General features: G+C 32.4%; 28 protein-coding genes and 1 rRNA gene. 16 read left to right on the top strand and 13 right to left on the bottom strand.

Features of this window, described 5'->3' with window-relative positions:
- Positions 1 to 125: 125 nt before the first annotated feature.
- Both rrf and ACP5QL_RS02115 read left to right on the top strand, forming a co-directional pair.
- Positions 126 to 242, top strand: a 5S ribosomal RNA gene (gene rrf, locus ACP5QL_RS02110).
- A gap of 218 nt (positions 243 to 460) precedes the next feature.
- Positions 461 to 973, top strand: a complete 513-nt coding sequence (locus tag ACP5QL_RS02115) for a TlpA family protein disulfide reductase (RefSeq protein WP_428125150.1) — start codon at positions 461 to 463, stop codon at positions 971 to 973.
- Positions 974 to 1,101: 128 nt separating this feature from the next.
- Here the strand turns inward: ACP5QL_RS02115 and ACP5QL_RS02120 are convergent, their stop codons facing one another.
- Positions 1,102 to 1,650, bottom strand: coding sequence for a 5-formyltetrahydrofolate cyclo-ligase (locus ACP5QL_RS02120; protein ID WP_012583583.1), 549 nt, complete (start codon positions 1,648 to 1,650; stop codon positions 1,102 to 1,104).
- 150 nt (positions 1,651 to 1,800) lie between these two features.
- On the opposite strand from ACP5QL_RS02120, the gene ACP5QL_RS02125 reads away from it, so the two are divergent.
- From ACP5QL_RS02125 to ACP5QL_RS02150, 6 genes are read left to right on the top strand one after another with little or no spacing between them, the layout of a single operon-like run.
- A complete protein-coding gene (locus tag ACP5QL_RS02125) occupies positions 1,801 to 2,520 on the top strand; it encodes an ECF transporter S component (protein WP_272996178.1) in 720 nt (239 codons plus the stop codon).
- A gap of 2 nt (positions 2,521 to 2,522) precedes the next feature.
- Positions 2,523 to 3,290 carry a type III pantothenate kinase gene (locus tag ACP5QL_RS02130; protein WP_012583581.1) on the top strand — a complete coding sequence of 256 codons (768 nt, stop codon included), beginning with the start codon at positions 2,523 to 2,525 and terminating at the stop codon, positions 3,288 to 3,290.
- Between the two features lie 52 nt (positions 3,291 to 3,342).
- The gene (locus ACP5QL_RS02135) at positions 3,343 to 5,091 is read left to right on the top strand and encodes a FecR family protein (protein ID WP_424662246.1); all 1,749 of its coding nucleotides are present in this window, start codon (positions 3,343 to 3,345) and stop codon (positions 5,089 to 5,091) included.
- Between the two features lie 9 nt (positions 5,092 to 5,100).
- Positions 5,101 to 6,936, top strand: a complete 1,836-nt coding sequence (locus ACP5QL_RS02140; protein WP_012583579.1) for a CHASE2 domain-containing protein — start codon at positions 5,101 to 5,103, stop codon at positions 6,934 to 6,936.
- Positions 6,920 to 8,035 carry an HD-GYP domain-containing protein gene (locus ACP5QL_RS02145; protein WP_272996187.1) on the top strand — a complete coding sequence of 372 codons (1,116 nt, stop codon included), beginning with the start codon at positions 6,920 to 6,922 and terminating at the stop codon, positions 8,033 to 8,035. Before ACP5QL_RS02140 ends, ACP5QL_RS02145 begins: the two co-directional genes overlap by 17 nt.
- Positions 8,020 to 8,754, top strand: a complete 735-nt coding sequence (locus tag ACP5QL_RS02150; RefSeq protein ID WP_273333560.1) for a DUF3307 domain-containing protein — start codon at positions 8,020 to 8,022, stop codon at positions 8,752 to 8,754. Before ACP5QL_RS02145 ends, ACP5QL_RS02150 begins: the two co-directional genes overlap by 16 nt.
- Here the strand turns inward: ACP5QL_RS02150 and ACP5QL_RS02155 are convergent.
- From ACP5QL_RS02155 to ACP5QL_RS02210, 12 genes are all read right to left on the bottom strand, one after another.
- A complete protein-coding gene (locus ACP5QL_RS02155; protein ID WP_012583576.1) occupies positions 8,717 to 9,514 on the bottom strand; it encodes an HAD-IIA family hydrolase in 798 nt (265 codons plus the stop codon). The genes ACP5QL_RS02150 and ACP5QL_RS02155 overlap by 38 nt on opposite strands.
- Positions 9,489 to 10,214: a biotin--[acetyl-CoA-carboxylase] ligase gene (locus ACP5QL_RS02160; protein WP_272996191.1), complete on the bottom strand. Its 726-nt coding sequence runs from the start codon at positions 10,212 to 10,214 to the stop codon at positions 9,489 to 9,491. Before ACP5QL_RS02160 ends, ACP5QL_RS02155 begins: the two co-directional genes overlap by 26 nt.
- Positions 10,211 to 11,800: a bifunctional riboflavin kinase/FAD synthetase gene (locus tag ACP5QL_RS02165; RefSeq protein ID WP_428125157.1), complete on the bottom strand. Its 1,590-nt coding sequence runs from the start codon at positions 11,798 to 11,800 to the stop codon at positions 10,211 to 10,213. Before ACP5QL_RS02165 ends, ACP5QL_RS02160 begins: the two co-directional genes overlap by 4 nt.
- Positions 11,801 to 11,802: 2 nt before the next feature.
- Positions 11,803 to 12,669 (bottom strand): tRNA pseudouridine(55) synthase TruB, encoded by an 867-nt coding sequence (truB, locus tag ACP5QL_RS02170; RefSeq protein ID WP_012583573.1) that lies wholly within the window; start codon positions 12,667 to 12,669, stop codon positions 11,803 to 11,805.
- The gene (locus ACP5QL_RS02175) at positions 12,644 to 13,642 is read right to left on the bottom strand and encodes a DHH family phosphoesterase (protein WP_428125160.1); all 999 of its coding nucleotides are present in this window, start codon (positions 13,640 to 13,642) and stop codon (positions 12,644 to 12,646) included. The genes truB and ACP5QL_RS02175 overlap by 26 nt, the downstream gene beginning before the upstream one ends.
- Complete coding sequence (rbfA, locus tag ACP5QL_RS02180) at positions 13,623 to 13,985, bottom strand: 30S ribosome-binding factor RbfA (protein WP_164931015.1); 363 nt, start codon at positions 13,983 to 13,985, stop codon at positions 13,623 to 13,625. The genes ACP5QL_RS02175 and rbfA overlap by 20 nt, the downstream gene beginning before the upstream one ends.
- Before the next feature lie 17 nt (positions 13,986 to 14,002).
- On the bottom strand, positions 14,003 to 14,284 hold the full coding sequence (locus ACP5QL_RS02185; RefSeq protein ID WP_012583570.1) for a DUF503 domain-containing protein: 282 nt from the start codon (positions 14,282 to 14,284) through the stop codon (positions 14,003 to 14,005).
- 2 nt (positions 14,285 to 14,286) lie between these two features.
- Positions 14,287 to 16,263 carry a translation initiation factor IF-2 gene (gene infB / locus ACP5QL_RS02190; RefSeq protein WP_272996197.1) on the bottom strand — a complete coding sequence of 659 codons (1,977 nt, stop codon included), beginning with the start codon at positions 16,261 to 16,263 and terminating at the stop codon, positions 14,287 to 14,289.
- Positions 16,260 to 16,556 (bottom strand): RNase P modulator RnpM, encoded by a 297-nt coding sequence (rnpM, locus tag ACP5QL_RS02195; protein ID WP_012583568.1) that lies wholly within the window; start codon positions 16,554 to 16,556, stop codon positions 16,260 to 16,262. Before rnpM ends, infB begins: the two co-directional genes overlap by 4 nt.
- The gene (gene nusA, locus ACP5QL_RS02200) at positions 16,549 to 17,631 is read right to left on the bottom strand and encodes a transcription termination factor NusA (RefSeq protein ID WP_428125165.1); all 1,083 of its coding nucleotides are present in this window, start codon (positions 17,629 to 17,631) and stop codon (positions 16,549 to 16,551) included. The genes rnpM and nusA overlap by 8 nt, the downstream gene beginning before the upstream one ends.
- Before the next feature lie 15 nt (positions 17,632 to 17,646).
- Positions 17,647 to 18,117: a ribosome maturation factor RimP gene (rimP, locus tag ACP5QL_RS02205; RefSeq protein ID WP_012583566.1), complete on the bottom strand. Its 471-nt coding sequence runs from the start codon at positions 18,115 to 18,117 to the stop codon at positions 17,647 to 17,649.
- 150 nt (positions 18,118 to 18,267) lie between these two features.
- Positions 18,268 to 18,564: a hypothetical protein gene (locus ACP5QL_RS02210; RefSeq protein ID WP_012583565.1), complete on the bottom strand. Its 297-nt coding sequence runs from the start codon at positions 18,562 to 18,564 to the stop codon at positions 18,268 to 18,270.
- A gap of 213 nt (positions 18,565 to 18,777) precedes the next feature.
- Between ACP5QL_RS02210 and rpsB the strand changes: the two genes are divergently transcribed.
- The 8 genes from rpsB to dxr are packed head-to-tail and all read left to right on the top strand — an operon-like array spanning position 18,778 to position 24,274.
- The gene (rpsB, locus tag ACP5QL_RS02215; RefSeq protein ID WP_272996202.1) at positions 18,778 to 19,518 is read left to right on the top strand and encodes a 30S ribosomal protein S2; all 741 of its coding nucleotides are present in this window, start codon (positions 18,778 to 18,780) and stop codon (positions 19,516 to 19,518) included.
- Between the two features lie 20 nt (positions 19,519 to 19,538).
- The gene (gene tsf, locus ACP5QL_RS02220) at positions 19,539 to 20,135 is read left to right on the top strand and encodes a translation elongation factor Ts (protein WP_012583563.1); all 597 of its coding nucleotides are present in this window, start codon (positions 19,539 to 19,541) and stop codon (positions 20,133 to 20,135) included.
- A 1-nt stretch (position 20,136) separates the two neighbouring features.
- Entirely contained in the window at positions 20,137 to 20,886 is a 750-nt protein-coding gene (gene pyrH / locus ACP5QL_RS02225) for a UMP kinase (protein WP_012583562.1), read from the top strand.
- The gene (gene frr / locus ACP5QL_RS02230; RefSeq protein ID WP_012583561.1) at positions 20,879 to 21,436 is read left to right on the top strand and encodes a ribosome recycling factor; all 558 of its coding nucleotides are present in this window, start codon (positions 20,879 to 20,881) and stop codon (positions 21,434 to 21,436) included. Before pyrH ends, frr begins: the two co-directional genes overlap by 8 nt.
- On the top strand, positions 21,433 to 21,666 hold the full coding sequence (locus ACP5QL_RS02235) for a hypothetical protein (protein WP_164931014.1): 234 nt from the start codon (positions 21,433 to 21,435) through the stop codon (positions 21,664 to 21,666). The genes frr and ACP5QL_RS02235 overlap by 4 nt, the downstream gene beginning before the upstream one ends.
- On the top strand, positions 21,629 to 22,363 hold the full coding sequence (locus tag ACP5QL_RS02240; protein ID WP_272996205.1) for an isoprenyl transferase: 735 nt from the start codon (positions 21,629 to 21,631) through the stop codon (positions 22,361 to 22,363). The genes ACP5QL_RS02235 and ACP5QL_RS02240 overlap by 38 nt, the downstream gene beginning before the upstream one ends.
- Positions 22,356 to 23,138, top strand: coding sequence for a phosphatidate cytidylyltransferase (locus tag ACP5QL_RS02245; RefSeq protein WP_428125171.1), 783 nt, complete (start codon positions 22,356 to 22,358; stop codon positions 23,136 to 23,138). Before ACP5QL_RS02240 ends, ACP5QL_RS02245 begins: the two co-directional genes overlap by 8 nt.
- Positions 23,135 to 24,274 carry a 1-deoxy-D-xylulose-5-phosphate reductoisomerase gene (gene dxr, locus ACP5QL_RS02250; RefSeq protein WP_012583558.1) on the top strand — a complete coding sequence of 380 codons (1,140 nt, stop codon included), beginning with the start codon at positions 23,135 to 23,137 and terminating at the stop codon, positions 24,272 to 24,274. The genes ACP5QL_RS02245 and dxr overlap by 4 nt, the downstream gene beginning before the upstream one ends.
- Positions 24,275 to 24,312 lie beyond the last annotated feature (38 nt).

Genomic DNA, 24,312 nt, shown 5'->3' on the forward strand with positions numbered 1-24,312 from the left:
GGCCGGAGGTGGAAGCGCAGCAATGCGTGGAGCCGACCGGTACTAATATGCCGAGGCTTTGACGCCTGGCTGGTTACTGTATGATTCCTCTTGGGAGTTATGGAAGAAGGAGAGGGAGGAAGGCTACTGGTGATTAGAGCGGAGGGGAAACGCCCGTTCCCATTCCGAACACGGAAGCTAAGCCCTCCAGCGCCGATGGTACTACCCTGGCGACGGGGTGGGAGAGTAGGTCATCGCCAGAGAGCCTTCCTCCCTTTTTTTTGTTTTATTTGGGAATTTTTTTAAAAAGTTTTTATCAGAAATTATGTTAGGAATCTTGACAAAAATAAAATTGTGGTATATGATTTTAATCAAGAATAGTTTGTTAACGAAACTTCCAGGCGAGGGTCCCCTTCCCCCCTCACCCATCACCCCCTACCTCGCCTGGAAGTTTTATTCTATAAGGAGGTGAAAATTAAATATGAGAAAATCTTTAATCCTTAAATTCCTGATCCTATTTATCTTTATAGTATTCTTTCTAACAACATCGATATACCCTAAACAGACACAGATCTCAGAAAATTCACCAGCACTGGACTTTACTTTGCCTGACATTAAAGGTAAGCAATATTCTCTCTCTTCTTTTAAGGGAAACGTAATATTATTAAATTTTTGGGCTACTTGGTGCCCTCCTTGTAGATATGAGGTACCTATGTTAGATAAAATACAGAAAGAGTACAAGGATAAAAAATTTAAAATAGTTGCAGTTAGCCTTGATAGTGATATAAATGCTCTCAGGGATTATTTAAAGAATGTCAATGTGAGTTTTCTTGTTCTTTCTGACAAAAAGGGAAGTGTAGGATATGCTTATAACATATTAGCTATTCCTACATCTTTTTTAATTGATAAAAAGTTCGTAGTGAGAAAGATATATCTAGGTATATTACCAGAAAAAGAATTTAAAAAGGATTTGGAAAAATGGTTAAAAGACTAACTCTGAGAATTTTAATTATAATTTTAGTAGGCATATTTATTTATATCGGACTCTTAAGAAGTGAAGTTATAGAAGTCTTCAGGAATAGTACTCTCTTATGCTTATCCTGTATAGGGATTCAATAGAAATTACTTTATCTCAATAACTTTATTTTCCGTTATTATTATATCTACTTTTTGATCATGATCTTCATGAGGTAATTCTTCTAAAAGGAGATCATCAAAGATGAGGCCTATTTTTATTCCTTTTTTTGTTCTACTCAGAAATTTATCATAATATCCTTTCCCATATCCTAATCTGTATCCTTTCTTGTCAAAAGCTATTCCAGGTACGATTATTAGATCAAAGACATCTATCTCTGTAGGAATTTCAGGTTGTAATATTCCAAATGTTCCCTTTTTCAAGTCATTAAAAGAAAATATCTCCCCAAATTTTAGTTCTTCTTTGTAAATTATAGGACAGAAGATTCTCTTTCTTTCAATTAGTCCATGATAGATTATAAACTTTGTATCTACCTCTTCTTCTAAGGACACATAGGTATTTATAATTTTTGCCTCTTTCCATATAAGAAGTCTTTCCAAATTGTGGAATATTTGATGGGATCTTTCTTCTTTATTCTCTATTTTTTTCCTTTTTTCTCTTAGCTCTATTCTTAACATTTTCTTGTCCAAGTTCATCTTTTAAACTCCTTTTATTTTTTATGTTTTTCTATTATAATACATCTAAGCCTGTAGACCTAAGGGTCGCAGGACTCAAATTTAAGGAGTTAAAGATTTTTAATAATCAAAACGGCATCCCCTTTGGGGAGCTGGAAGGGAGGTATAAAAATGAAATCCAAGAAAATTGCACTTTCCGCAATCTTCCTTGCCTTAACTCTAATCATGGGACTTACTCGTATAGGATACATAACTGTTCCAACACCTGCTGGAGCTGCGACTCTCATGCACATTCCTGTTATTCTTTCGGGTGTTCTTTTAGGTCCATGGATAGGGGCATTAGCAGGCTTAATGTTTGGATTTTCTGCTGTTTTATACTTCTCTTATATTGCTCCTTTTTGGGTACTTCTCCCTGCAAGACCCTTTATAGGAATAATAGCTGGTTTAGTTTACAGTTTTTTTATGAGATATACCAATCCTCAAAAAAGAATTAAAAATTATGCTCTAATAATTATTAGCATAGTAGTATTTTCATTTTTATATCTTTCGGGAATTTTTATACTCAATGAGTGGTTCTCAAGTTCGCTTGTTTTATATCCCATAGAGTATAGTTTCTTAATAGCGCTCATTGCTTTTTTGGTTTCGATTTTAATAACATTTCTTATAAAAGAAAAAGAAACAAAAATTGTAGGACTTGGTGTGGCTTCTTTTTTAGGAAGTATCACTAACACCATTGGTACTTTAGGACTTGCAGCTATAGCTAAAATTTTTCCTATTCAAGTTATTATTACCATAGGAATTGTTCAAGGAATCCCTGAAGCTATTTTAGCTACTATAATATGTCCTCCCATTGTTTTAGCTATAGAAAGATTCCTTAAAGGGAGTGATTAGGCTTGATTTTGACCATTGACATTGGTAATTCAAATATTGATTTAGCTTACTTTAATGGAAATAAAATAGTATCCCACTATGAATTTGAGACCAAAAAGTTCTCTACAAGTTATGAGTATGCTTTAATAATTGAGTGGACCCTAAAAAGAGAAAAATTGCAAGAAAAGGATATTTTAGGGGTTGCTCTTTCCTCGGTGGTGCCTTCCTTAACTTCTGCCTTTATTGATGCTATAAAGTATCTTTTTGGAAAGCCTCCTTTTGTAGTAGAACCAGGAATAAAAACTGGAATATCTATTGAGACAGAAAATCCCAAAGAGGTAGGAGCAGATTTAATTTGTAATGTAGTTGCTATAACTGAAGAATATGGGCACTGTGGTATAGCAGTGGATTTTGGAACAGCCACTACTTTCTCTGTAGTAGAAAAGAAAAAATTTCTGGGGGCTGCTATAGCCCCCGGTGTAGGTACTTCAGCTTTCGCTCTTTTTGAGAAAACCGCTAAACTTCCCCAGGTGGATATAAAAGCCCCTGAAAGTTCTCTGGGGAAAAATACCATATCAGCTATTCAAGCAGGTATTGTCTATGGTTTTGCTGGATTAGTAGATGGTATTCTTGAAAGACAAATTAAAGAATTGAAATATAAACCAGTTCTTGTGAGTACGGGAGGATGGGCAAAGAGGATTGTTCCATATACCAAATATTTAAAAGAAAAAGATATAGATCCATATCTTACTCTAAAAGGATTGTATTACCTCTACTTAAAAAATCTGTGATATAATCTAACTAAAGTTTAATTTAATAAAACTTTAAAATAGAGGTGGGGAAATGAGTAAAAAATTTATAACTTTTGTATTAGTTTTTCTAATTTTTTTGTTTTCCTTGGCGTTCTCTCAAGATTCTCCTAAACCAAGGGTAGCCATAATCACATACATAAAAGGGAATGTGTATGTAAAAAAAGTAACTTCAGAATTGTGGCTTCCTGCTAAGGTAAAGATGGAACTTACATCAGGAGATAAAGTATGGGTACAACAAAATTCTCAGGCTATTTTACAGTTTTCTGATAAATCTACATTGAAGCTTGGCTCGAATACCCAACTTGATATTTTAAATTTAGACTATGAGAAAGACACTAAAAAAGAGATTTCCATATTCAAATTGCTTATAGGAAAAATATGGGCAACAGTAGAAAGACTTTTATCTCAGGGAGAAAGAATAGAAATTCAGACTCCTACAGCTGTGGCTGGGGTAAGAGGAACGGAATGGATTCAGGAAGTATCAGAAGATGGAACAACAAAAATTTGGACTTTAAGAGGAATAGTCTTCCTTACTGCAAAAGATAAAACTATAGAAGTAAAAGAAGGATTTCAAAGCGTGGTAAAACCTGATGAACCGCCTTCGGAGCCTTCTGAGATAAAAGAGATAGAAAGGTTTGATGAGGAAGAGAAGAAAGAAGAGAAGAAAGAAACTACTCCTGAATCAGAAAAAGTACAAAGAGCTTCAATTCTTAGTAATAGTTTAGATTATGGGCTCTATAAAAGAGATACTTTAGTTTTGACAAAATTATCTTTAACTCCTGAACTTTCCTTTGGAGCGTTAAAGTTAGGGTTAGATCTTTCTCTTTATACTAATGGGGAAGATATAAGTTATATTCAAGCAAAAGTTAAATATGGAGAATTAAATCTTCCATGGTTAGGTTTTAGATATGGAACGATTGATAGTTTTAATTTGGGTTATGGACTAATTGCTGATAGGTACTCCACCTATGAAATGGATGGCATAGTTTTAAGATTAGAAGATCCTAAGAAAGGTGGTGTTTTAACTCTATTTCCCTCTCCCTTTAATAGAGGCGAAAATATCACCTCTACTTATGCTTTAAGACTATTCTACAGACCGCTAAGCAGATTAGAAATTGGCTTAAATGGTATGTTTGATTTGGACAGTGATTTATCTAAAAGACAAGGTATTGTTGGGATAGATGCTGGATATTATTTTACAAAAAATCTAATAGGTTACTTAACTTTTGCACAGAGGGTTATTCACGATGGTATTTCTTTAGAGGATAAGAGAGTACTTTCTGAGAATGGTTTTGCCTTAGGTTTACAAATGTCTGTTCCTACCCTTAATTCGATATTATATGTTCAAGGATTAAGCTACTCTGATAACTTTACTCCTGGCTATTTTGATGCATACTATGAGAGAAATAAAATCCTCGGACTACTGCCTACCATAACAGATTCTATAAAAAGAATAAATGGTTTAATTTTAGGTTTTGATTCAAATATACTACATATAATTTCCTTAAGCATGAGATACGAATCCTATGATTATAAAATGCCTAACTTGTATGGTAACTTAAATCTTAGCTTAGGTGAAAGATTAAGAGCAAGTCTCTCCTATGAACAGGATAATATTTCTTCACCTTTTCAATTTATAAACAACAATACTATATTTGTATTAAATATGATATATCCTATTGCCCAGAATGTAGATGCTATTTTAACTGTTAAAAGAATCTATGACTCAGATGGAAATCCTAAGGATATATACTACTTGACTACAAAAATAAGACTATGATAGAGAAAAGTGCAAAGAATTAAATTTATTATTAGGGATAAAAAACTATACACAAGAGTTTTAATAACTATCTCAAGTATAATTTTTACAATTTTCATATTTAAGATACATTGGTTATATAACTTAGAACTAAGTTCTATTAATTTGAGATTCTCTCTCAGAGGAGAAAAGGAAATAACAGATCCCATAGTAATAATTGGTATAGATGATTCTTCAATTGAGGAGCTAGGCAACTTTCCTTGGGATAGAAAAATTTATAAGACTTTAATAGAAAAATTAGGTGAATACCCTAAGGTAATTGCCTTTGACTTATATTTTGATATCAAATCCAATAAGGATTCAGATAAGGTATTTTCTGAATTATTAAAAACCAATAACAGAATAATAATTGCTGCCTTTTATACTATAACCGATAATCCTAAGTTTGGTTCTATAAAGAGATTATTTCTTCCGTTAGACATTTTCTCAAGATACTCTAAGGTTGGACTTGTAAATCATGAGTACGACAATGATGGTTTTATTAGGCGTTTTTCATTAATTGAGAATGTGTTTGACAATAATTGGTATTCCTTTCCACTCTTAGTAAGTTGTGAGTTCTTAGATATAACCCCGGAGGAATATTTAAAAAATGTTGCAAATATTCTTAAGAAAGATAATAAAATATTAATCAATTACAGAGGAGGACCTTATTTATATCCTTACTTTTCTTTTGTGGATATAATTAACGGTAATTTTGACCCTATTGTTTTTAAAGATAAAATAGTCTTAATTGGGGCTACCACTGAAGCATTACATGATACCTATTTTGTTCCATTTTCCGGGTATGTTAGGAAAGGTAGCAGAGTCCGATTAGGCAAGATGCCTGGAGTAGAAATTCACGCAAACTCTATTGGTACATTACTTAAAAAAGATTTTATTCACCTATTAAATAGTGACGTTTTAACTTTTTTTATTTCCTTTATATTAAGTATATTTCCTCTATTTTTGCCAGTGAGTTTTGGTAATTTTTTAAGATTTTTCATCCTAACTCTTATGATAGCTTTATATTTCATCTTTACTAACATAACTTTTCTAAAACATAATATTCTCTTACCTTATTATATACCTCCAATAGGGGCCTCTGTCTCTTATCTCTCAAATCTCATATATGATCTTACTTCGGAAGAAAAAGAGAAAAGAAGAATAAGAGATCTATTTCAAAGATTTATTTCACCACGTATTATTGATGAATTACTCGAGTTAAACCATAAAACTGTCGTCTATTCAAGGAGAAGCAACATAAGTGTAATTTTTGCAGATATAAGAAATTTTACTTACTATTCTGATCTAAGGAAACCAGAAGAAATAGTAGAGATTTTAAATGAGTTCTTTGCTTTAGCGATAGAGGTTATTTTTAAATATGGAGGAACAGTAGATAAGTTTATGGGTGATGCAATTATGGCGATATTTGGAGCACCCATATATTATGGAGATTTTGTAGAGAGGGCAGTTTATTCCTCCTTAGAGATTCAGCGTAGATTGAAAGAATTACAAAAGAACTGGGAACTAAAAGGATATCCAAAATTTGAGGTAGGGATAGGAATAGCTACAGGAGAAGCTCTTGTAGGAATTGTTGGACCTTCTCAAAAGATAGAATATACTGCTATAGGAAGTACTGTTAATCTTGCATCTCGTCTTGAAAGTATAGCTAAAGGAGGAGAAATTCTTATCTGTGAAAATACATATGAGAGAATTAAGGATAAATTTATGATAGAAGATTTGGGTTATGTAAATATCAAAGGTAAAGAAAGACCTGTGCATATTTATAAAGTTACAGGAATTTTAAAAGATGAAGAGAAAGCTTAAATATTTTGAAAATAAAATTAAAGACTTGTCTTTACTTCTGAATATTAGTTCTAAAATTAATTCAAAATTAGATATTCATGAGTTGTTGGATCTTATTATGAGTTTGATAAAGGAGAATTTAAATGTTGAAGCTTGTTCTCTCTTGCTATTGGATAGGAATAAAGAAGAACTATATTTTGAGGTGGCTTTAGGAGAAAAAGGTGAGGAGATAAAGAGATATTCCATAAAGGTAGGGGAGGGTATAGCTGGAAAAGTGGCAGAAACTGGAATACCAATTATTGAGAATAGGGTGGAAACTAATCCTTTATTTAACCCTAAATTTGATTTTTTGACTTCTTTTAAGACAAAAGCACTAATTTGTGTACCCTTAGTACATCAGGGTGAAATCATTGGAGTTATGGAAGTGATTAATAAGAAGGACAATAAGAAGTTTACTAAAAGCGATTTAAAACTTTTACAAGCAATTTCAAATCAGGCTTCTATAGCCATTAAAAATGCTTTGCTTTATCAAGATCTAAAAACTCTTTTCTTTGACACTATAGAGTCTCTTGTAAGTGCTATTGATGCAAAAGATCCATATACTCATGGCCATTCTAAGAGAGTTTCTGAAATTGCTATCTTGATAGCTAAAGAAATAGATAACTCTACCGATTTTATAGAAAAAGTCAGATTGTCAGGTTTATTGCATGATATCGGGAAAATTGGTATTGAGGAAAGTATACTTACCAAGAAAGGTAAGCTAACTCTTGAGGAAATAGAGATTATAAAAAAACATCCAACCATTGGTAAAAAAATTTTAGAGCCTATTGACCTTTTGAGGGAGATCCTTCCTGGAGTAGAAGAGCATCATGAAAAATATGATGGAAGTGGATATCCTAAAGGTTTAAAGGGAGAAAATATATCTCTTTTGGGCAGAATAATTTCAGTAGCAGATGTATTTGATGCTTTAACTTCTGATAGACCCTATAGAAAAGGATTAGATGTTCACTCAGCTTTATTAGAAATCAATAGTTTATCTGGAGTCCATTTTGACCCTTATATCGTAAACATTCTTAATAGCTTATATCAAAGGGGGAAACTATTTTGTTTTGGTTCTTAAGATTGTTTTTAGCTCATTTAATAGCCGATTTTCCCCTTCAGACCAATAAAATATTTGAATTTAAAAGATCTACTCCATACGGAATTCTGGCTCATACTGGAATTTATCTTCTTATTTCTGTGATTCTTTCTATTCCTTACCTGAGATATTTAGATGCAGTGATTTTTCTAATATTTTTGTTTTCTATTCATACTCTAATAGACGTTTCGAAGGTCAGAAATTTCTTATCAAAGGATGGTTTAAAAGAGTTTTTATTGGATCAGTTTAAGCATTTTTTATCTCTAATGCTGGTTTTTCTTTTACCTTCCGGAAACAGAGTACTATATTTAAGTCTACCAGAATCTCTTAGATTTATTGAGAGATTTTACAACAGCGATTATTATATATTACTTGGAATAGGTTATTTCTTTGTAAGCTTTGCTGGAACCATATTCTATTTCTATATAGTAAAAACTTTCGGGATTAAAAATTTTTTTGGTAAAGAAGGAATTTCAACAAAGTCTAAATATTTAGAAGTTTTATTTAGGTCGGTGATATTTTTTGTATATTATAAATTCTCTTTCTTTTATTCTTTAATTGTATTTTTAATGCTGCGAATCTTAGAAATTTTAGCCAATAAGAATTACAAAGGTGTGGGATCAATATTTCTAATTGTATTATATGACTTTGTTTTCATATTTTCTATGATTTATTTTCTAAATAACCTTTTAGGAACATAGTCATTTCTTCTAAATTTTCAAAGACAAAATCAGGTTTAATCTTACTTTTTTCCATATCCTCTCTTTTTGAGATTCCAGTAAGGACAAGAAAAGTCTTAATTTTTAATCTTTTTCCAAAGAGTATGTCTGTATCTAGTCTGTCTCCAACTATTCCAACCTCATGGCTTTTTAACCCCAATTTTGATAGAGCTATTTTTCCTATATATGGAGAAGGCTTACCAATTACAATGGGCTTTTTTTCCGAAGCCGCTGAAACAGCTGCCACAAGAGACCCTGCACCTGGATCTATGCGGTTTTCCATAGGGAATGTCTTATCAGGATTTGTGGCTATAAATTTAGCTCCATTCCTTATTAAGTAGTTGGCTTTTCTAAGCTTTTCAAAATTAAAGCTTCTATCAAGTCCTACAACTACAGCATCCACATAATCTGCGTCTTCTAAAACCTTCCAATTCACACTTATTATAGCTTTTTTAAGGGCTTCTTCTCCAATAACATATGCATTTCCAACATTTTTTAAACTTGATAGGTAAATAGCAGTAGCAATCCCAGAAGTTAAGATTTCTTCCTCTTTGGTCTCAATGTCCATGTTTCTTAATTTGTTCACATAATCCATAGGTAACTGAGTAGAGTTATTTGTGAGAAATAGAAACTTTATATTCACTTTTCTTAGAAACTCAATGAACTCTCTGCTATAGTGTAGAGAAGTATTTCCTTTATATATGGATCCATCTAAATCAATGAGAAGTCCCTTCAAACTCAAGACTAACTCCTCCCCATTCATATTTTTGTACTTTATTGTCAGTAAGCAACACAATACCTCCATCTTCAGTCATATCTATTACCTTGGCTTTTTGATTTTTATTTCTTATAAAAACTCCTTTTCCAATATAGGGAAATTTGTTTTTATAAAAGTTGAAGATTTCTTTCCAATTGTGAGGAAAACCATTTAGGTTTGTTTCTAATTTCTCAAGAACTTCTATAAGGACAATGTTTTTATCATAAGTGGTTATGTAATCTCTAAGAGAGAAGGCTTTTAAATCTTTAATATCATTAGGATCTACCAACAAATTTATTCCAACTCCTACTATTATATATTTCAATTCTTTTTCATAAATGCTCTCTATTAGTATTCCTGCAACCTTCTTACCGTTATATTCAATGTCGTTAGGCCATTTAAAATTTAACTCAATATCTTTTAAGAACTTTTCCAAAACTTCCAAAACTGATACTCCTATAATTATCCCTAAAAAGCCGCTCTGAATTAATAGGTCTTTGGACCTTAGTATTATGGAAAACCATAATCCACCTTTTGGAGAATACCATTTTCTTTCAAATCTTCCTCTACCTTGAGTTTGCTCTTCTGCCACTATAACTGTTCCATGAGGATACCCTTTTTCAGCGAGTATGTGGGCAATGTCCATAGTAGAGGTTAGTTTATCTAAATAAATAATTAACCTCATAGAGCTTTGAGATACAAGGATATTATTTTGTCATAGATCTCCTCTAAAGGGGATTCGGAATTATCAATAAAATATCCATGATTAGGAAATCTTAAAGGAGCAATATCTCTATTCATGTCTTGTTTATCTCTTTCAATTATATATTTTTTAATTCTCTCAATATCCCTTTCACTTAGATCCCTTGCTCTTCTTTGGGCTCTTATATCTATATTTGCATTGACAAAAAGCTTTAAATTTGCATTAGGGAAAACTACTGTACCGCTATCTCTTCCTTCAAGAACAAGTCCTTTTTTTACTTTTCTCAAAAACTCTCTTTGATAAGAAGTCAGAAATTCTCTTACTCTTGGCATTCTACCTACTATGGAGGCGTATTTTCCTATTTCTTCTGTTCTTATCATAGATGTAATTTCTCTATCAGAAATGTAGACTCTGAATATTTTGTCTTCAAAATTAAATTTTATAGGATTTTGATAGAGAAATCCTATAATTTCCTCTTCAGTAGAAAGATTTTTCTCTTTGGTAATAAATCCTACTGCTCTGTATAGAGCTCCACTATCAATATAATCAAATTTGAGTTTTTCAGCTATAAATTTTGCTATTGTAGTCTTACCCGAGCCAGCGGTTCCATCTATGGTTATAATCTTTATATTGTTTTCCTCCTTTTTAATCTTATCCTCTATTGCTTGTAAGTCTTTTTGAATTTGTCTCTTAAGTGCCTCAATGGAATCAAATTTTTGATCCGGTCTTATGTAATCTTCTAAAGCTATTTCAATTTCTTCTCCATATAAGTAATCGCTAAAGTCTATTATGTAGGCTTCTACTCTTAATTCTTTCCCATGGAAAGTTGGTCTTTTACCTATATAGATTGCTGCATTATAAATATTCTTTTTTATTTTTACTTTTCCCTTGTATATACCAGCCTTTGGTATTAACTTCTCTTTATTATATTTTACATTCACTGTTGGAAATCCTATTTTAGACCCTAAGTTATCTCCCTTTTCTACAACACCATTAATAAAGTATTTATATCCCAAAAGATCATTAGCCATATTTATCTCTCCGTTGAGAAGCAGGTTTCTAATATGACTACTTGAGATAATATCTGAGTTTCCCTTTTCTAAGGGAACAATTTTTACATTAAAATTATATTTTTCTCTGAGACTTAACAAAGTGTTAATATTTCCCATTCGATCCTTTCCGAAAAAGAAATTACTTCCTACACATATACATGAAATGGGAATAGTATTTAAAAGTACTTTAATAAAATCTTCTGAAGATAAATTTTTAATCTCTTTGCTAAAAGGCAGAATAATAGAATAGTCGACTCCTTTTAAAGATAAAAGGTTTATTTTCTCATCATAGGTTAACAAAAAGGAAGAAATTTTTTTAAGGTTTTGAGAAAAGGCATTTTCAAAGGTAATTACTCCAGAGTTGAATCCATTTAATAAAGCATTATTAACCAACTCATCTACAATAGAAGAGTGTCCTAAGTGTAAGCCATCAAAAACTCCTATGGTTATAACAAATTTTTCTTTGGCTTCTAATTTATTTAATTTGACTTTCTTGATATATTTTGAGAGTTCCATTTTTAAGGGAATACCTTCTCAGGTTTTATTGTATTTCCTATTACTTTACCTACTGCTATGAACCTATTTTGAGCATTGATCAGAGAGACATACTCTCCATCTTGGAAAAGTCTTGATTCTATGCTATTTCCATTTAATATCTTTTTTTCTTCATCTTTAGAAGTCTGATAAACCGGGAAACTTAATACTTCTATAGGGGATAGTAATAAATTATTTATCTCCGTCTCCTTTAATTTACTATAAGAAACACTTTGATTTACTGATAAGTGTCCTATTTGAGTTCGTACTAAAAAGGATACTAACGCTTTTATGTTTAGCTTCTTGCCTATATCGTTTACAAGGCTTCTTATATAAGTTCCTGATGAGACTTTAAATTCAATTAACGCTTTGTTCATACTTTTATTAAAATCAAGAATTTTGGATTCATATATTATAACCCTTCTTTTAGGAAGATTTATGGATATGTTTTTTCTTGCCAAGTTGTAAGCTCTTTCTCCGTCAATATGGATGGCAGAGTAGGGAGGAGGAGTTTGTTCTATTTCTCCTATGAAATATTTTAAGACATCTTCTAACTCTCTTAAATCAATTTGTTTTTTTTCCTTTTCATAAAAAAAACTATAGGCTTCCCTATCATAAGTGTCACTAGAAACTCCAAACAAAATTTCCACTATATAAGTCTTGGGAAGTCTTAAAATATATTCCTCTAATCTTACATATTTTCCCAATCCTATTATTAATAGTCCACATGCCCTGGGATCTAATGTTCCCATGTGTCCTACTTTTTTCTCTTTAAAAAGTCTTTTTACTTTTTTTACTACATCAAAAGAAGTTATTCCCGGTGGCTTATTTATGAGTATAAACCCATTCATCGGAGTTTATATATGAGTCTATTTTTTTTATAAAATCGTCGTAGGAATTCATCTGAGTTTTGTCTATTTGGAAACCTGCTGCTTCTTTATGTCCTCCTCCACCAAATTTGAGAGCTAACCTACTTACATCTATGCTATCTTTCTTTGATCTTAGACTAACTTTTATTTTTTCTTTATTATAAGGATAAAAAAGAACTACTAAATCGGCTTCCTTTAAAGTTCTTAGAAGGTCAATTATGCCTTCTATATCCTCTTGAGAGGCACCATTAACCTTCATATCTTCTTCTTCAATAAAACTCCATCCTATGTTCCTGTATAATTGCAGTCTTAACAGAGCAATTCCCATTAATTTTAATGAAGCCATCCTTCTTTTTTCATAAATTTCTTTTGAGATTTTTGAAATATTAGCCCCTTTTTTTACGAGATCACTTGCTATTTTTAAAGACTTATAATTAGTATTAGAAAATTTAAAACTGCCAGTATCTGTTATTAATCCAGTAAGGATACATTCGGCAACATTTATGGAAATTTCATATCCTAATTTTTTAATAATATCAGAGATTATTTCAGTTACTGAAGCTGCTTTAGGGTTAACAATATTTATATTTCCAAAATTACTATTTGTTGGATGATGGTCTATGTTTATAAGGACTTTTACCTTTTCTGATATATCAAATTCTTCAGTAATTCTATTTTTGTCACTGGAGTCAAAAACTATTCCCACCTCATATTTTCTATCTATCTCTTTCACAATTTTTACCTCTTTTTTTAATAAAAACTCGTAAAAATAGGGAACAACCCCCGTCATATAAATTGTCGGATTTTTATTCAATTCTTCTAAAAAGTAGTAAAAGGCAAGAACTGATCCTATAGCATCTCCATCAGGATTTTGGTGAGTAAATAAAATAAAATCCTGATTCTCTTCAATTACTGTTTTTAACACTCTTAATGTCTTATTCCGAATATTCTTCATCTTCAAGTCCTAATTCTTTTAGTTTTCTCAAAATCCTATCACCTTTTTCAAGAGAATCGTCAAGTTCAAAGAATATCTCAGGAACAAATCTTATTCTTAAATCTTTTCCAAGCTCACTCCTTATAAAACCTTTTGCACTTTCTAAACCTTTCATGGTTTGTTTTTTTTCCTCTTCAGACCCATAGACACTTACGTATATATGAGCATATCTCAAATCCTTGCTCATTTTTACTCCTGTTATAACTAAAAAAGAAGAAATTCTTGGATCTTTTACTCTTCTAAGTAAAATCTCACTTACTTCTTGTCGTATTAGAGCACTTAATCTTTCTTGCCTTTGTCTCATTTCAATCACTCCCTGTTTCATAAGATGTCAATTTCGTAATCTATTAGTTCAGCCTCTTTTTGTTCCTCTATTAATTTTATTATCTCCGACATTACTTCATATATATGTTTTGATTCTGTAGAAACCATACTTATTCCAAGGACTAATTCATTCCATATCTCTTGAGAATCTACCTCTGCAATAGAAACATTAAATTTTGCTCTAACTCTATCCACAATACTTCTTTTGACCTTTCTTTTTTCCTTAAGCGAGAAGCTATCGGGTATGGATATGATGACTCTACAAACACCTATCAACATTTCTATTGAGTTTGTTGTAGAACATAAACTTCTAATATATCTCCAGGTTTAATATCACCAAAGTTTTCTAACCCAACCCCACATTCAAAGTTAGTTAATACCTCATTCACATCATCTTTAAATCTCTTAAGCGAAGCAATTCTTCCATCATATATTATTTTTCCATCTCTTATCAACCTAACCTTAGCATTTCTCTGGATTTTACCTTCTCTTACATAAACTCCTGCTACGGTTCCTACTTTTGGTACATTAAAGGTTGCTTTGACTTCGCCTTTTCCAATTATTACTTCTTTAATTTGGGGTTCTTTAAGACCTTTAATATAATTCTGGAGATCTTCAATTATCTCATAAATTATTCTATAGGTTTTAGCTATGACTTTCTCTTTAGCTATTGCCTGTTGAGCTTTTGAGTCAGGTCTAACATTGAAACCTATTATTATCCCTTTTGAGGCTGAAGCAAGCATTACATCACTTTCTGTTATTCCGCCGACGCCTGAATGTATCACCTTTATGGTAATATCCTCTGTATGCATCTTATCAATAGTTTGCAATATTGCCTCTAAAGAACCTTGAGTATCCGCTTTAACAATAATAGGCAAAATTTTCTCTCCAAGTCCCCAAACTTCAATATTGGAAGTTTCTTTCTTTTGTTTTCTCTCCTCAAGAATTGCCTTTGCAACTTCTTCATTTTCTACAACTTCTAATATATCACCTGCTTGGGGCAATTCATCAAAACCTGAGACTTCTACTGGCCAGGAAGGAAGAGCTTCTTTTAGTGGTCTACCTTTATCATCAAACATAGTTCTTACTCTTCCCATTACATTTCCAGCTACAAATACATCCCTCAATCGGAGAGTTCCTTCTTGAATTATCACTGTAGCAACAGGACCTCTACCTTTATCCATTTTCGTTTCTATTATTGCTCCTTTTGCAGGTTTATCTGGATCTGCTTTTAGCTCTAATATATCTGCAAGTAGTAATATCATCTCTAAAAGCTGGTCTATTCCTTGCTTTCTCTTAGCAGAAATGGGAACCATTATAGTATCTCCACCCCATTCTTCAGGTATTAGTCCGTATTCTGATAATTGCTGCTTTACTCTTTCAGGATTTGCCTCTGGCTTATCTATCTTATTTATAGCAACAATTATAGGTACATTTGCCGCTTTAGCATGATTAATAGCTTCAATTGTTTGAGGCATAACCCCATCATCAGCAGCAACTACAAGAACTGCTATATCTGTAACTTGAGCTCCACGAGCTCTTAAAGCAGTAAAAGCTTCATGTCCTGGTGTATCAAGGAAGACTATTTTTCTTCCATTATGTTCTACCATTGATGCACCTATATGCTGCGTTATTCCTCCATGCTCTTTTTCTGCTACTTTTGTTTGTCTTATTGCATCAAGCAGTGTAGTTTTACCATGGTCTACGTGTCCCATTACTACTACCACAGGAGGACGTGATTTTAATCTTGCTTCTTCTTCGGGAGAAAGGATTTTCTTCTTTAAACTTACTTGTGGTTTTACTTCCTCAACTTTATAATCATGCTTCTTTGCTAATTCTTTTATGATATCTGGGTCGAGCATTTGATTTACATTGGCCAAAATTTTCATATTTAAAAGTTCCATTATAAGCTCCGTAGGAGATATAGAAAGAGCTTCTGCTAAGTCTTTTACCCTCATACTACCTTGTATTTTTAGAACTTTTTCCTTCTTCTCCTCTTTTGGTAGTTCTATAACTTCTACAGTTTCTTCTTGAACTTTTCTTTCTTCCTTTTCCACGGGGGGAGTTTCTGGTTTCTCGGCTTTTTCCTCTGTAATTTCGGTTTTTCCTAAAACAAGTTCTTTTACAATTTCTTCCACCTCTTCATCAATAACATTTAATGCTGACTTCACATTGACTCCTAAATCTGCTAATATCTTCAATAAGTCCTTATTATCAATTCCTAATTCTTTGCTTAATTCATATATTCTCTTTTTCATACTACCATCTCCCCCCGTTTTGTGATTTCTCTTTCTAATTCTTCTCTGATTCTTTCTAGATCTTCTTTAGAAATTTCGCACTTTAACGCGTGCGAAAAAGCTCTCTTTTTAATAGCAAGCTCAAGACATTCTATCTTTGGACATATATATGCTCCTCTACCCGAAGCTTTTCCTGTCGGATCATAAAAAATAGAATTATTTTCTCCACGAACTATCCTCAAGAGTTCCCTTTTAGGCTTTTTTTCTCCACATCCTATACACGTTCTTAAAGGAATATGTTTACCTTTACTCACTCTTCTCTACCACCTTTTCTTTTTCTTCCTTCTCTTTTGCATATTGTTCTGGAGTTCTTACATCAATTCTCCAAGATGTTAGTTTAACAGCTAACCTTACATTTTGTCCATCTTTCCCTATAGCAAGAGAAAATTGATCGGGAGGAACTATTACAATAGCTTTATGTTCGTCTTCTCTTATCTCTACGGAAAGGGGTTTTGCAGGACTAAGACTTCTTGCAACAAATTCTGCAGGATCTTTACTCCATAGCACAATATCTATCTTTTCTCCATTTAGCTCATTAATAATATTCTGAATTCTAACCCCTTTATACCCTACGCATGCTCCAATTGGATCAACTTCTGGAAGATGAGAATAAACTGCAACTTTAGACCTCATTCCAGGCTCTCGAGCTATGCTTACAATTTCTACTGTACCCTCCCTAATTTCTGGAACTTCTAATTCAAAGAGTCTTTTTAGAAATCCAGGATGACTTCTGGAAAGGATTACTAACGGATCTTTTGTGGTTTTTCTTACTTCCAAAAGGTATGCCCTAAGTCTTCTTCCAATCCAGTATTCTTCTCCTGGAATTTGCTCTTTTACAGGAAGGATTGCCTCAATGTCAGGAAAACGTACATATACATTTCCCTTTTCTACTCTTACCACTGTGCCATTAACTAGTTCTCCTTCTTTTGCTTTATATTTTTCATAAAGAATTTTTCTTTCAGCCTCTTTGAGGCTTTGCATTATAACTTGTTTTGCCACTTGAACCGCTATTCTACCAAATTCTTGTGGTTCTATCTCTATTTCTATTTCATCTCCAATTTTGGCATCGGGCTTTAAACTTTTAGCTTCTTCAAGGCTTATTTCTGAAATATTGTCATTAACCTTCTCAACTACCTTTTTAACCACATAAATATTTATTTCTTGTTTATTAAAATTAATCTCTACCCTTGCTCCTTTACTGGTACCATATGCCTTCTTAAAAGCAGAGAGCAAAGCCTTTCTTAAAGCTTCTAAAACCACATTTTTATCGAGTTTTTTTTCTGTAATTATTTGCTCTAATACAACCCAAAAATCTTCTCTTAACTTCATAAGATATCATCCTCCTTAAAATTCTACAATAAGCAGAGCCTTCTTTATTTTTTCGATTGGAATAACCATAAGAGAATCATCAACTTTTAAGGTAACATTCTTTTCGTCAACCTTAAATATTTTCCCTTCTACTTTCTTCTTACCTTCAATTTCTTCTAATAGTGTAATATTTACTTTTTCTCCAATATGTCTTTCAAAATCTCTCTTTCTTTTTAATGGTCTATCTAATCCAGGAGATGAGACCTCAAGAATGTAAGAATGAGGAATTGGATCTTTTATATCTAATTCTTTACTTATTTTCTCACTGATATAGGCACAATCTTCCACTGTAACTCCACCAACCTTATCAATATATACCCTTAGAACCCAACCATGAGGTTCCCTTCTATATTCAAGATCTACAAGTTCGTAAGAGTACTTCTCACAGATTGGCTCCACAATATCTTTTAATTTTTTAAGTAGCTCCATATATATTTGATCTTTCATTTTTCCTCATCTCCTATTCCTATTAAAAATAAAAAGTGGGTTTTCCCACTTTTTATACCAAAAATTTTCTTTAAAACTTTAAATTTACTGATATAAGTATACCCTAAATGTTAATAAAAAGCAATAAAAATTTTACAAAAAATTAAAAATCTAACCATCACTACTAAAAATTTCCTTAGGAACTTCATAAAGCTCAATAATCTTCATTTTAGAGAGTAATTTCAAAAAAGATAAAAGTTCTAAGTTGTGGGTATCATATCCCATCTTTTGAGCATAACTTTTATATTCTTGAAAAAATTCAGTAATAGTTGACTTAGGAGCTAATATCCTTTGGCAAAGAAGCAAAATTTCCCGCGGATTTCCTATAGCAATTATTGGGAGATCTAATTTATCTATACTATCATCTTTTTTCCATACGTATACAACATAAATAGGGAAATTGGTCAATTTTTAGTACCATCTCCTTTAAAATAATTTTAAAGAAAGTATACCATAAATTAAAATTCATTAAAATAGTATTGTAAACCCTTATTCTTCGTGGTATACTTTTTTCTGAATGTTTTAAAACTCACCCTTCTGGATTCTCTTGGCGGTGCTTCTTAATGAAGTCCCAAGAGAAGATGAAAGAAGGGGAGGAAAAAACCAAAATGGAGGTGTGATATGGCACATATTTTAATGAAACAACTCTTAGAGGCTGGTGTACACTTTGGGCATCAAACCAAGAGATGGTGCCCTAAAATGAAAGAGTATATTTTTTCGGAGAGAAATGGTATTCACATCATTGATTTACAAAAAACCTTAGTTAAGCTTGAAGAAGCTTATGAGTTTGCTAAGGAACAGGCAAAAGAAGGAAAGACTTTTCTCTTTGTAGGGACTAAAAAGCAAGCTCAACAAACTATTGAGGAAGAAGCTAAAAGGTGTGGGGCTTTCTACGTTAATCAAAGATGGTTAGGAGGTATGTTAACAAACTTTACCACCATAAAATCCCGTATTGATTACATGATAAAACTTGAAGAACTAAAGAATAATGGTTACTTTGATAAACTGCCTAAAAAGCAGGCAAATAGGCTTAATAGAGAATTGGAAAAGTTAATAAAAGTATTCGATGGTTTAAGGGGTATAGAGAGAATCCCAGATGTTTTATACATAGTAGATCCTAAAAGAGAAGAGATTGCTGTAAAAGAGGCTAATAAACTTGGTATACCAATTATAGCTATTGTTGATACTAATTGTGATCCTGAGTTGATTACTTATCCAATTCCCGGAAACGACGATGCGATAAGATCAATTAAACTTATTACTTCCAAAATAGCTGATGCTATTTTAGAGGGAAGAGAATTAAGAGAAAAAGAAGCAGATTTACAGCTTAAAGATGAGGATCTCCAATCAGAGATATCATAATTTCAGGAGGTTGAAGCGATATGGAAATTACTATTGAAATGATAAAAGAACTGAGAGAGAGAACAGGCGCAGGTGTTATGGAGGCTAAGAAAGCCTTAGAAGAAGCTAATGGAGATATGGAGAAGGCAGTTACAATTCTAAGAGAAAAGGGTGTTATAAAAGCTGCTAAAAAGGCAGGTCGTGTTGCAAAAGAAGGTATAATTGAGGCTTATATACATACGGGAGATAAATTAGGAGTTTTAGTAGAAATCAATTGTGAGACAGATTTTGTTGCAAGAACCGATGAATTTAGAAAACTTGCAAAAGATATTGCCTTACAAATTGCAGGGATGAATCCTCAATATGTGAGTAAGGAAGATGTACCCCCCGAGGTTATAGAAAAGGAAAAGGAAATATATAGAACTCAGCTGAGGAATGAAGGCAAACCTGAGCACGTAATAGAAAAAATAATTGAAGGAAAGTTAGAAAAGTTTTACGAAGAGGTTTGTCTATTAGAACAACCTTTTGTTAGAAACCCAGAAATAAAAGTTAAAGACTTAATAACGGAAGCCATATCTAAATTAGGAGAAAATATAGTAGTAAGAAGATTTGCTCGTTTTGTAGTAGGGGAAGAGTGATATGGAGCCGAAGTACAAACGTATTCTTTTAAAAATTAGTGGAGAGTCCTTTAGTGGAGAACAAGGCTTTGGTTTAAATCCAGATTGTATAAGGAGTATTGCTGAAGATATTAAAGAAGTTCACGATCTTGGAGTTGAAATAGGAGTTGTTGTTGGAGGGGGAAATTTTTTTAGGGGTAGAGAGAGTAAAATCTTGGGAATAGATAGGGTTACAGCAGATTACATGGGCATGCTTGCAACCACAATAAATGCTCTTGCTCTCCAAGATATGCTAGAAAAGATGGGAGTAATTACTAGAGTACAAACAGGGATTGAGATGAGGCAAATAGCAGAGCCTTTTATAAGGCGAAGAGCAATAAGACACTTAGAAAAAGGTAGAGTAGTTATATTTGCTGCAGGAACAGGAAATCCATTCTTCTCTACCGATACAGCAGCAGCTTTAAGAGCTGCAGAGATAAAAGCAGAAGTTATTTTAAAAGAAACAAAAGTTGATGGGGTTTATAATAAAGATCCACTAAAATATCCTGACGCCGAAAAGTTTGAGACTATTGAGCCTATCGAATTTTTAAAATTGAGGCTTCAAGCTCTCGATGCAACAGCGGTTTCTTTATGTATGGACAATAAAATACCTATTATTGTTTTTAATATGTCCGTTAGAGGAAACCTTAAAAGGGTCATTTTAGGAGAAAAAGTGGGAACTTATATTGGGGATGTGGAAATTATTCCGGATAAGGGGGGAGAAAATGGGTAAGGAACACTTTAAAGAGATAGAAGAAAAGATGAAAAAAGCTGTGGAGGTTGTTAAAAAAGAGTTTCAGAACATAAGAACAGGGAAACCGTCGGTTGGCATATTTGATGAGATAAAAGTTTCTTATTATGGAAATATGATGCCGTTAAATCAAGTAGCAACTTTAAAGGTTGCGGAAGGTAGAACAGTATTAATTCAACCATGGGACAAAAGTATTATTGGAGAAATTGAAAAAGCAATTCTTAAGTCCGAGTTAGGGTTAACTCCACAAAATGATGGTCAAGTTATTAGGGTGGTATTTCCACCTTTAACAGAAGAAAGAAGAAAAGAGCTTGTGAAAATAGTACATAAAGAAGCCGAAACAGGAAGGGTTGCTATAAGAAATATCCGTAGAGATTATTTAGAAATATTCAAGAAGGAAAAACAAGAAGGTAAAATTTCAGAAGATGAATTTTATAGACTTCAAGAGGAACTACAAAAAATCACTGATAAGTTTATAGAGGAAATAGAAAAGTTAATTGAAATGAAGGAAAAGGAAATTATGGAAGTATGAAGACTTATATTGGTATGAGGTTCAAAGATGTGATGAAAGAATTACCAAAAAATAAGGTTGAGTATGAACTAAATTATATCTCAAATTCTAATGAGGCTTTTGGTGATCTGAGAATTGTCTCTGAAAGATACGATGGAGAAAAATGGTTTTTTATTCTTTCCTATGAAAATTATGAAGAAAGAGAAATAAAGCATGAAAGAGATAGAAGTTCCAAAAGAGAAATTACCTAAACACATAGCTTTCATAATGGATGGAAACGGTAGATGGGCAAAAGAAAGAAACCTTCCAAGATTAATAGGACATCGAGAGGGGGCTTTAGTGGTCGAGAAAATTTCTGAAATAGCTTTTAATTGGGGGATTAATTATTTGACTTTTTTTGCCTTTTCTACGGAGAACTGGAGGAGACCAAGAGAAGAAGTTGAAGGGTTAATGCAACTTCTTGATGAAAGTATAGATAAATTCAAGGATAAGCTTGTGAAAAATAAAATAAGGTTAAAAGTAATAGGAAATTTGGATGAACTACCAACTTATCTCCAAAGAAGAATCAATTATGTGGTTGAGGAAACAAAGAATGGTGAAGATAAAGTTTTAACTGTTGCTCTTAATTACGGTGGAAGATGGGATATTTTAGAAGCAGTAAAAAAGATTGCATTACAGGTAAAGGAGAATAATTTAAAAATTGAGGATGTAAATGAAAACTTATTTTCATCTTTTTTATCTACTTATGATTTACCAGAACCAGATCTTTTAATAAGAACCAGTGGAGAGTATAGGATAAGTAATTTCCTTCTTTGGCAAATAGCTTATACCGAATTGTGGTTCACCCCCAAGTATTGGCCTGATTTTAATGAAGAAGATTTAAGAATGGCTTGTTTGGATTTTGCTAAAAGAAAAAGAAGATTTGGTGGATTAGAAAATAATGCTTAAGAGAATATTAACAGCACTCTGGGGAATTCCTTTAATACTTTGGTATATTTATTTAGGGGATCAGGTATTTTTTATTTTGGTAGAAATTATAGCCTGTTTTGGGTTATACGAATTTTATAATCTTCTTGAAAAAAAGGGACATAAAACCTTAAAATTAGAAGGCATAATTGCTGGTTTTTTGTACCTTCTCTTTTTATACTTAGAAACTCGATGGGCAATGAGAATTTTTCTTCCATTGCTAATTCTTTCAATTTTAATTTACGAACTTATAAAAAAAGAACACTCTATAATAGAGATTTCACTAACCTTTTTAGGTTTTTTCTATATACCTCTCTTATTAGGGTATTTAATTATCTTACGAAACTTACCCTTAGGGAAACAGCTTACTTATTTAATAATATTAATCACATGGATCAGTGATTCGGCTGCTTTTTTTGTTGGAAAATTTTTTGGAAAGCATAAACTTGCTCCTTCCATAAGTCCTAACAAGACCATAGAGGGTAGTTTAGCTGCGATTATTTCGTCGGCAATTGTGGCTTTGATTTTTGGAGGTATATATTATGAAAGATATTTCTTACCTGCTATTCTTGGGGTCACCCTTGGAATAATGGGACAACTTGGCGATCTTGTAGAGTCTATGTTGAAAAGGGAAATTGGTACTAAGGATTCTTCTTCTCTTTTACCAGGGCATGGGGGAATTTTGGACAGATTTGATAGTCTAATGTTTATAGCTCCAACAACTTATTATATGCTTTATATATTAAAGCTATTATGAGAAAGAGGATAATCATATTTGGAGCAACTGGCTCAATAGGGACGCAAACCCTTGAAATTATAGACAAAAATAAAGATAAATTTGAACTCATAGGAGTAGCCTCAAAGGGTAACGTTGACAAATTAAAAGCAATTGCAGAAAAATTCAAGGTACCTTATGTTGCCCTATTTGACAATAAGCCTTTTTCTTTATCTTATAATGCAAAGACTTTTTATGGTAAAGAAGGATTAGAACAACTTGCAAACTTAGATTCAGATCTTGTAATAATGTCTATTTCAGGTATAGAAGCAGTTTATCCTTTGAAAATTTCCATAGAGAGAGGTGCAAATATTGCTATTGCTACTAAGGAGATTGTTGTGGCATGCGGGGATTTAATAAAAAAGTGGTTAAAAAAATCAAAGTCAAAACTTATACCTATAGACAGCGAGCATAGTGCTTTATTTCAATTGATAAACTCTTTTAGGAAGAAGAATATTGAAAAAATAATTTTAACAGCATCAGGAGGTCCTTTTTGGAATAAGTCAAGAGAAGAAATGGAAAAAACTAAGTTAGAAGAAGTATTGAAACATCCTACCTGGAAAATGGGATACAAAACTACTATTGATTCTGCTAATTTAGTAAATAAAGGTTTAGAGGTAATTGAAGCTCATTTCTTCTTTAATTTTGATTATAACTCTATTAAAGTAATGATTCATCCTCAAAGTATTGTACATGGTATGATAGAGCTTGTGGATGGCTCTATTATAGCCCAAATGGCATATCCAGACATGAGGATACCAATACAGTACGCCTTATTCTATCCTCAAAGACCCAAAATAAAATGGAGTCCTTTTGATTTAAAGAACCAGAAACTTGAATTTTACGATGTGGATTATGATAAGTTTCCCGCTTTACAACTGGCTTATGAAGTGGGTAAGAAAGGAGGAGTCTATCCTGCTATATTTGCTATATCTGATGAAGTTTTGGTGGAACTTTTTATAAAGGGTATTATTAATTTTAAAGACATAGTGTCTTTCATCAAATATGCATTAGAGTCCTGGAAAGAATTTAAAGAAATTGAAAATCTTGAACAAATTGAATACATTAAAAACTGGATCAAAAATCTAATAAAGCAAAAGGTGGGGTATAACCTATGAGAAAATGGAAAATGATAAAAAAAATAGAAGTTAAGGAA

Source organism: Dictyoglomus sp., from assembly GCF_049968615.1.
GTDB lineage: Bacteria > Dictyoglomota > Dictyoglomia > Dictyoglomales > Dictyoglomaceae > Dictyoglomus > Dictyoglomus turgidum.